This window comes from Thiomonas sp. TH-17 (assembly GCF_057473305.1).
Genome location: NZ_JBYCKI010000090.1, coordinates 1 through 8,265 on the forward strand (window position 1 = coordinate 1; position 8,265 = coordinate 8,265).

Consider the following 8,265-nt stretch of genomic DNA (forward strand, 5'->3'; position numbering starts at 1 on the left):
CATCCCCCAAACCGCTCGTCCCCACCGTTCTGGCCCTCGCCGTCTCTGCCCTGTTCAGCCCGCTGGCTGCGCAGGCTGCCGAAAGCGCCAGTACCCTGCCCGAAGTGACCGTCAGCGCCAGCAGCCTGCAGGGTTTTTCCACCAGCGCCACCACTATGGAGCCCACCCCGGCTCAGCGCGCCAGCACGGCCGACACCTCCAGCCTGCTCAACCAGATCGCCGGCGCTGGCGTGGTGCGCAACGGGCCGCTTACCGGCATTGCCGAACTGCGCGGGCTGATGGGCGACAACGTCAACGTGCAGGTCAATGGCATGAGCATCACCCCGGCCTGCCCCAACCACATGGACCCGCCGCTGCATTACATCACCCCGCAAACTCTGGGCACGCTGACGGTGTATCCAGGCATCGCGCCAGTCAGCGTGGGGGGCGATCATATCGGCGGGGCCATTGTGGCCGAAAGCGCGCCGCCGCAGTTTGGCGCGGGCAGCGGGCTCACCATGCACGGCAAGGTCAACGCCGCGGCCGACAGCTCCAACCGCGGCAGCAGCTTGCTGCTCGGCGCCACCGCCGCCAACGACCGCATGAGCCTGGGCTACACCGGCCAGTGGCTCAACGGCGGCAATCTGCGCTGGCCCGGCGGCACGGTGACCGATACCGGCTATCACGCCCTCAACCACGATCTCACCTTCGGCCTCAAACTGCCCAGCGACGGCCTGCTGCAGCTCGACGCCAGCCAGCACCGCACCCGCAACGCTGGCACCCCGGCGCTGCCGATGGACATGATCCTCGATAAGGCCGACAGCTACAGCGCCCGCTACACCGGCAAACTCGGCGCGGGCACTCTTGCGGTCAAGGCCTATCACCACACCATCGACCACCTGATGGACAACTACAGCCTGCGCAAGGTCATGCCCGGCGGCATGGCGATGCAGGCGCCAGCCACCAGCACCGACAAGGGCGCTGCGATCGACTACACCCTGCCCGACGGCGCCAACACCTGGAGAGGCGGCCTGAGCTGGCATGGCAACGACTTCCAGGCGTATACGCTCGCCGCCACCGGCAACCCCATGAGCAAGCGCGACAACATCACCCCGTCCACCCGCCGCCACCTTGGCGCGTATGGCGAATGGGAACGCGCCTGGACGCCGCAGTGGGACACCCGATTTGGCCTGCGTGCCGACCAGATCAAGACCGACGCCGCTGCCGTCACCGCGCTGGGCATGGCGCCCAACGCCATGACGCGCGCCGATCAGGCCAAATTCAACGCGGCCAACCGGGCCTTCACCGACAACAACTGGGACGTGGTGCTGCAAACCCGTTTCAAAGCCTCCGAGAACGCCACTTACACCGCAGGCATCGCCCGCAAGATGCAGTCGCCCAGCCTGCTGCAGCGCTACCTTTGGAGCCCCGCCGGCGCCAGCGCCGGTATGGCTGATGGCCGCACTTACCTCGGCAATCTGACCCTGCGCCCCGAGGTGGCCGACACCCTCGACCTCGGCGCCGACTGGCACGGCACGGGCTGGCGCATCGCGCCGTCGGCCTACTACAGCCGCGTGCACGACTACATCCAGGGCACGCCCATCGCCCGCAAAGACGCCGCCGGTCTGCCCGTCCTGCAATACAACAATGTGCAGGCCGAGCTGTATGGCCTGGACATGAACTGGGCGCTGGCGATGGGACTACCGCGAGGCGTGAGCCTCGACGGCGTGGTGAGCTATGTGCGCGGCAAGCGCACCGATGTGTCGGACAACCTCTACCGCATCGCCCCGCTGCGCGCCACCACCAACCTGCGCTACGCCACCGGGCCGTGGAGCGCCAATCTGCAATGGGTGCTGGCCGCAAAGCAGACCGAGGTTTCGGCCTACAACGGCGAAAAACCCACCGGCGGCTACGGCGTGCTCAACCTGCACGGCGCCTGGCAGGCCAGCCCTGCGCTGCAACTCACCGCCGGACTGAACAACCTGTTCGACAAGAACTATGCCGACGCCTTGAGTGGCATCAACCGTGTTTCCGGTGGCGACCTGCCCGTGGGCGCCCGCATTCCCGGTGCCGGACGCTCGGTGTTCTTCGGGCTGAACTACGCGCTGTAAACCGCCGCGTCGCCGCCATGCTCCCCACACCCTGCGGAGGGTGGCGGCATTCCTGCATTGAAATAGCATTGCCCCTTTGCTCTTCCGGCGACTTGTTGTGGCGGGAGGCACAGAACAAGAGGCTTTGCAAACCATGCACACTACCCGCAGAAGTTTTCTTTCCACCCTGGCTGGGGGCATGCTGCTGAGCGCTGCTCCGGTGCATGCGCGACAGATTCCCACCGTCAAGCTCGCTTTCATCGACCCGCTCACCGGCCCCTTCGCCGCAGTCGGCCAGAACCAGTTGCAGAGCTGGCAGTTCGTGGCCGACCGGGTCAACCGCGGCAACACCGCCGGGGTGCGCTTCGAGATCGTGCCGTTCGACAACAAGGGTGCGGTGCAAGATACGGTCAACGCGCTGCAGGCCGCGGTGGATCAGGGCATTCGCTATGTCTTGCAGGGCGACGGATCGGGCGCGGCGATTGCGCTGTCGAAAGCGGTGAGCCGTCACAACACCCGCCATCCCGGCAAGGAAGTGCTCTATCTCAACTACGCCGCGGTCGATTCCGCGCTCACCGGCCGCGACTGCAGTTTCTGGCACTTTGCACTGCAGCCCAGCGTGCCCATGACCCTGCAGGCGATGACCGACGACATCCGCAACCGGCCGGACATCAAACGCGTCTATCTCATCGAGCAAGACTATTCCTTCGGCCACCAGGTGGCGAAGTACGCACGCGAAATGCTGGCGCTCAAACGGCCCGACATCCAGATCGTGGGCGAAGACTTCGTGCCCCTCGGGCAGGTCAAAGACTTTTCGCCCTATGTCGCCAAGGTGCAGGCCGCCAAGGCCGACTGCATCATCACCGCCAATTGGGGCCCCGACCTCACCCTGCTCATCAAGGCCGCGCAACAAGGCGGGCTCAAGGCCGATCTCTACACCTTCTACGCCAGCAGCCTGGGCGCGCCCAGCGAAATCGGCCCGCACGACGCCGGGCGCGTCAAGCTGGTCTATTACAGCGAACCCAATCTGCCCGGCGTGCTGCAAAGCCTGCAAAAAGGCTTCCGCGACAAGTACAAGCAAGACTTCTCAGTGCCCGCCACCTACACCGGCCTGGCGCTGCTCACTGCCGCCATGACCAAGGCGCACAGCACCGAGCCGCTGAAGGTCGCCAGCGCGATGGAAGGGCTCAAGTTCCATACTTTCAACGGCGAGGTCACTATGCGCGCTGCCGATCACCAGTTGCTCCAGCCCATCTATGTCAGCGCTTGGCAGCCGGTCTCGCCCGCCAACCCCTACAACGTGGAGAACACCGGCTACACCTTTGCGCTGGAGCACGCCTACCCGCCCTCCAAGACCACGCTGCCCGCGCAATGCACCATGCAGCGGCCGTTGATGACCGAGGTCTATCCGGTCAAGCCGCCCAAGGTGACGGCCAGCGCGGTGCCCGGCGTCGGCCAGGGCACGCCGTCGCGCTAAAGCCGGGGCCTGATCTTTCCGATCCCTGGCCACGGTTCCTGCATGGAGGCGCTCGCACTCTCTGCCCTCAATGGCCTGAGCTATAGCCTGCTGCTGTTCCTGCTCGCCTCAGGGCTGACGCTGATCTTTTCGCTGCTGGGCGTACTCAATTTCGCCCACGGCAGTTTCTACATGCTCGGTGCCTATCTGGCCTGGCAAAGCGGCCAATGGCTGGGCTTCTGGGGCGGACTGCTGCTTGCGCCCCTGGGCGTTGCCGTGGTGGCCACGGGGTTTGAAGTCGGCGTGTTGCGACGTCTGCGCACGCAGGGGCATCTGCCGGAGTTGCTCGCCACGTTCGCTTTCGGTGTGGTGCTGGTGGAAGCGGCCCGCCTGTTGTGGGGCAGCGGCTCGGTGCCTTATGCCATACCCGCATCGCTGCAGGGCCCGCTGTTCGCCTTGAGCGGGGTGGATTTTCCGGTGTACCGCGGCTTTGTCATGGTCACGGCGCTGGCCGCGCTGGCACTGGCCTGGCTGCTGCTGTGGCGCACACGAGCCGGGCTGATCGTGCAGGCCGCGCTGACGCACGCGCCCATGACTTCGGCTCTGGGGCACGATGTGCGAGCCGTGCAGACCGTGGTGTTTGCCGTGGGCGGCGCGCTGGCCGGGCTGGCTGGTGCGGTGGGCGGGCCACTGCTCGTCACCGAGCCGGACATGGCCGCGCAAATGGGCGCGCTGCTGTTTGCCGTCATCATCATCGGCGGTCTGGGGTCGCTGCGCGGCGCGCTACTGGGTGCGCTGCTGGTGGGCGAAGTGCAGACCCTGGCCGTGGCCGTCAACGGTTCACTGGCCGACGGCCTGCAGGCTCTGGGCTGGAACGCCCCGGCGGCCTGGCCCGCGAGCGACGGCATTCTCCCCAGCCTGCTGCACCTCGACCTGGCCCGCGCCGCGCCGCTGCTGCCTTATGTGCTGCTGGTCGTGGTGCTGGCGCTGCGCCCGCAGGGGCTGACGCGCGCGCTGTCTCGGGACGACGCGCTGTGAATGCCGCCGTGCCCGCCCCGGCGCGCGGCCGCGCTGCGCTGTTTTCGCTGCTTTTTTCGCTGCTTCTCGCGCTGCCGCTGGTCTTGCCGCTGGGCAGCGCCGGTTTCAGCCTGCTGTCGCAACTGGCCAGCGCCTGGCTGCTGCTGCTATCGGTGGGGCTGCTGGTCACCCGCGCCGGGCTGCTCAGCTTCGGGCAGGCGATGTATGCCGGGCTGGCCGCCTATGCCGCCGCCCATGCGATGAACGTGATTGCCGCCTCCGGCTGGCCGCTGCCCTTTGCCCTGGCGCCCATGTATGGCGGGGTATTCGCCGTGGCCGTGGCGCTGGTGTTCGGCCCGATCAGCGTGCGGCGAGGGGGTTTGAGCTTCGCCATGATCACGCTGGGGCTGGGCCTGCTCGTGGCGCTGGCCGCGCCCATGCTTCAGGGGTTTTTCGGCGGAGAGGGCGGTGTTTCCACCGACCGCACCGCGGGGCCGGTCTGGCTGGGGCTCGATCTGCTGTCGCAGCGGCAGGTCTATGGCGTGAGCGCCGCTTATGTGCTGCTGGGCGCGGCCTTGCTGCGCGAGCTCGACGGCACCCAGCTCGACCTGCTGGCGCGCGCGGTGCGCGACAACCCCTTGCGCGTTGCCGTCAGCGGTGCCACACCGCGACGGGTTCGGCTGCAACTGGTGCTGGTCAGCGCCTTCCTCGCGGGCCTGTCCGGGGCCTTGCAAACCCTGCGTCTCGAACAGGTGAGCGCCGGATCGCTCGGGCTGCCGCAATCGAGCATGGCCCTGCTGTTCAGCCTGGCCGCAGGCAGCGGCACGGCTTGGGGCGCCCTGCTGGGCGCGGGCTTGATGGTGGGCAGCGAGTCGGTTCTGGCCTCGGTTTCGCAGGCCTGGATGCTGTATGTCGGGCTCGGTTTTCTCGCCATCGTGATCTGGGCGCCGCAGGGTTTGAGCGGGGTCTTGCGCGATTTGGCGCATCAGCTTCGCGCTCGCCGCAATCCCGATCTGCTGTGGGGCCTGGCCGCCCTTTTGCTCTGCGGCGCGATGTCGGTCATCGGCGCGAGCAGCCTGATCGAACTGCTCTACGCGGTGCGCCAACAACTGCTGGTGGGCAGCAACCTGCGACTGTATGGCGTGCCGCTGCCGATCGGCAGCGCCGATGTCTGGGTGGGCGCGGCGCTGCTGGCCGCCACGGGCACGGGGCTGTGCGCCCTGGTTTGGCGGGCGCTGGCGCCGCAGTTGCGCGAAGGCGGAGCCCGCGAATGAACGCTGCATTCAACGTCACCTCCGACGCCGGATTCAACGCCACCTCCAACGCCACTGAGCGCCCGCCCCTGCTCGACGTGCGCGGCGTGCATTGCGTGCTCGGCGGCCAGCCCATCCTCACCGATCTGAACCTGCAGATCGAGGCCGGCGAACGCGTGGCCCTCATCGGCCCCAACGGCGCGGGAAAATCCACCTTGTTTCAGGTGATCAGCGGCCTGCGGCCCTTGAGCGCCGGGAGTGTTTGGCTGGCGGGCCGACGGATCGACCGCATGAACCCCGCGCAGATCGCCCGTGCGGGCATCGGCCGCAGCTTCCAGTCGCCGCAGGTTTTTCCCCGCTTGAGCGTGGCCGACAATCTGCGCGCCTGCCTGCTTGCGGCGCAACCGGCCCGGCGCTGGTGGCGGCCGTACCAGCGCGATGCCGAACTGCGGCAGCAAGTCACACACTGGCTGCGGGCGCTGCAACTGCAAGACTGCGCCGATATGCCGTCGCAAAGCATCGACTATGCCCGCCTGCGCGCGCTGGAACTCGGCCTCGGACTCATCGGCCGCGCGCCTTTGCTGCTGCTCGACGAGCCCACCGCGGGCATGAACCGGGCGCAGGCCGAGCACATGCTCGACCTGATCGAGCAGCTCTGCAGAGATCGCACCCTGCTGCTGATCGAGCACGACCCGGACGCCGTGTTCCGCCTGGCCACGCGGGTGGTGGTGCTGCACCAGGGCCGCGTGCTGGCCGATGGCGCGCCCGATGCCATTCGCCGCAACGCGCAGGTGCAGGCGGTCTATCTGGGCACGGCGCCATGAACCTCCCGCCCGAGAAAACCGCGCTGCTCGAAGCTCACTCGCTGCAGGCGGGCTACGGGCCGGTGCAGGTGCTGCGCGGCGTGCATTTGCAACTGCGAGCGGGGGAATTGCTGCTTGTTCTCGGGCGCAATGGCAGCGGGCGCAGCACCCTGCTCAAGGCGCTGATGGGCCTCATTCCCGCAACGGGCCGCGCGAGTCTTGCCGGACAAGAGATGCTCGGCCTGCCCGCGCATCGCCGCGCCCGGCTGGGGCTGGGTTATGTGCCGGAGCAGCACGAGATTTTTCCGCGTCTAAGCGTGCGACAGAACCTGCTTTTGGGCGCCAAGCCCGCGCGAATAGTCGCGCGAATAAGCCCGTCGCGCTGGAGCGAGGCAGAGGTGTTGGCCCTGTTCCCGGCATTGGCGCCACGCCTGCACGCGCCGGCCCATGCGCTTTCCGGCGGCGAACAGCAAATGCTCGCCATCGCCCGCGCGCTGATGGGCAACCCCGATCTGCTCCTGCTCGACGAGCCGACCGAAGGTCTGGCGCCCCAGCGCGTGGCCGCGACGGCCCTGCTCATCCGGCAACTGCAGAAGCAGGGGCTGGGCGTGCTCATGGTCGAGCAAAAACCGTGGGCGCGGGAGCTGGCAGACCGTGTCATCGTGCTGGATGACGGCCTCGCGCAGTTCGAAGGCCCGCCTGTCGAAATGCCGCCCGACGTGTCATCGGCGTGGCTTTGAGGCGGCAGCCCGCAAGCGCCGCGCGGTCATGGGATCGACCTGCAAGGGACGGCACAGGTCGATGCGGTCGCCGTCCTGAAGCACCCGCTGCAGCGTCACGCGCTGGCCGTCGATGCCTTGGCGGATGTCGGTCGAAGTCAACTCGGGATGGGCGCTGAGCATGCCGCAGACCTGCAGGGCCTGACCAACCGTCGCACCTGCTGGCAGCGCCAGCCGCCTCAAGTCGGGTTCGCCTCGTTCGGGCGCATAGAACACCGCAATGTTCACCACGCCGACTGCGGGCCTAAACGCGGGTTCAACGCGGCCCATAAACCTGCTTGGCGCGCTGCACGAAGGCATCGACAAAGCTGCTGGCGATGTGGTTGAACACTGGGCCGATGACCTTCTCCACCAGAAAGTTGGAGAACTTGTAATCGAGCAGAAACTCGACCTTGCACGCCTTGCCATCGGCCAGGGGGTTGAACACCCAGCGTCCATGCAGGGCGGAAAACGGCCCGTCCACCAGCCGCATGCGCACTTCCTGTCCGGGCACGTTGGTGTTCTGCGTGGTGAAGCTCTGGCGGATGCCCTTGAAGTCGATGGTCACGCTGGCGCGCACCGTATCGCCCTCTTCCGATTGCACCGACGCGCCCCCGCACCAGGGCAGAAACTGCGGATAGGCGGCCACATCGGTGACCAGGTCGTACATCTCTTGCGGGCTGTACCAGATGAGGACGGATTTGTGAACCTGGGGCATGAGCGAACGCGCGCGGGGCTTTTTGTGTAGAGACTCCTAGGAGCCTGTCGGACTTGAGGGTCGCGGGCTGCAAAAAGGCTGTGCGGCGTCCTGAGGCAGCGGCTTTTTGCCCCATAGCTTGGGCTATGGGGCGGCAAATCCGCCGCCACAGGCCATCCCCACACCCTTTTTTCGCTCTACGCGACTCAAGC

Annotated in this window: 8 protein-coding genes; 6 read left to right on the top strand and 2 right to left on the bottom strand. The window is 67.2% G+C overall.

The window, feature by feature from the left end; genetic code table 11:
- From AC2VLV_RS05750 to AC2VLV_RS05775, 6 genes are all read left to right on the top strand, one after another.
- Positions 1 to 2,090: TonB-dependent receptor (locus AC2VLV_RS05750; protein WP_486989063.1), on the top strand; the 2,090-nt coding region annotated here is incomplete at its 5' end.
- A gap of 133 nt (positions 2,091 to 2,223) precedes the next feature.
- Entirely contained in the window at positions 2,224 to 3,546 is a 1,323-nt protein-coding gene (locus AC2VLV_RS05755) for a branched-chain amino acid ABC transporter substrate-binding protein (RefSeq protein ID WP_486989064.1), read from the top strand.
- Between the two features lie 42 nt (positions 3,547 to 3,588).
- On the top strand, positions 3,589 to 4,563 hold the full coding sequence (locus tag AC2VLV_RS05760; RefSeq protein WP_486989065.1) for a branched-chain amino acid ABC transporter permease: 975 nt from the start codon (positions 3,589 to 3,591) through the stop codon (positions 4,561 to 4,563).
- A complete protein-coding gene (locus tag AC2VLV_RS05765) occupies positions 4,560 to 5,816 on the top strand; it encodes a branched-chain amino acid ABC transporter permease (protein ID WP_486989066.1) in 1,257 nt (418 codons plus the stop codon). The genes AC2VLV_RS05760 and AC2VLV_RS05765 overlap by 4 nt, the downstream gene beginning before the upstream one ends.
- A complete protein-coding gene (locus tag AC2VLV_RS05770; RefSeq protein WP_486989067.1) occupies positions 5,813 to 6,619 on the top strand; it encodes an ABC transporter ATP-binding protein in 807 nt (268 codons plus the stop codon). The genes AC2VLV_RS05765 and AC2VLV_RS05770 overlap by 4 nt, the downstream gene beginning before the upstream one ends.
- Positions 6,616 to 7,338 carry an ABC transporter ATP-binding protein gene (locus AC2VLV_RS05775; RefSeq protein ID WP_486989068.1) on the top strand — a complete coding sequence of 241 codons (723 nt, stop codon included), beginning with the start codon at positions 6,616 to 6,618 and terminating at the stop codon, positions 7,336 to 7,338. Before AC2VLV_RS05770 ends, AC2VLV_RS05775 begins: the two co-directional genes overlap by 4 nt.
- On the opposite strand, the gene AC2VLV_RS05780 is transcribed toward AC2VLV_RS05775, so the two are convergent.
- Positions 7,321 to 7,647, bottom strand: a complete 327-nt coding sequence (locus AC2VLV_RS05780; protein WP_486989069.1) for an RnfH family protein — start codon at positions 7,645 to 7,647, stop codon at positions 7,321 to 7,323. The two genes, AC2VLV_RS05775 and AC2VLV_RS05780, sit on opposite strands and share 18 nt — an antisense overlap.
- Complete coding sequence (locus tag AC2VLV_RS05785) at positions 7,634 to 8,074, bottom strand: type II toxin-antitoxin system RatA family toxin (protein WP_013105194.1); 441 nt, start codon at positions 8,072 to 8,074, stop codon at positions 7,634 to 7,636. Before AC2VLV_RS05785 ends, AC2VLV_RS05780 begins: the two co-directional genes overlap by 14 nt.
- Positions 8,075 to 8,265: the final 191 nt, after the last annotated feature.

Excerpts from the sequence above, each read along its gene's own strand:
- AC2VLV_RS05755 (WP_486989064.1), top strand. The coding sequence starts at position 2,224 with ATGCACACTACCCGCAGAAGTTTTCTTTCCACCCTGGCTGGGGGCATG.
- AC2VLV_RS05760 (WP_486989065.1), top strand. The coding sequence starts at position 3,589 with ATGGAGGCGCTCGCACTCTCTGCCCTCAATGGCCTGAGCTATAGCCTG.
- AC2VLV_RS05770 (WP_486989067.1), top strand. The coding sequence starts at position 5,813 with ATGAACGCTGCATTCAACGTCACCTCCGACGCCGGATTCAACGCCACC.
- AC2VLV_RS05775 (WP_486989068.1), top strand. The coding sequence starts at position 6,616 with ATGAACCTCCCGCCCGAGAAAACCGCGCTGCTCGAAGCTCACTCGCTG.
- AC2VLV_RS05780 (WP_486989069.1), bottom strand. The coding sequence starts at position 7,647 with ATGGGCCGCGTTGAACCCGCGTTTAGGCCCGCAGTCGGCGTGGTGAAC.
- AC2VLV_RS05785 (WP_013105194.1), bottom strand. The coding sequence starts at position 8,074 with ATGCCCCAGGTTCACAAATCCGTCCTCATCTGGTACAGCCCGCAAGAG.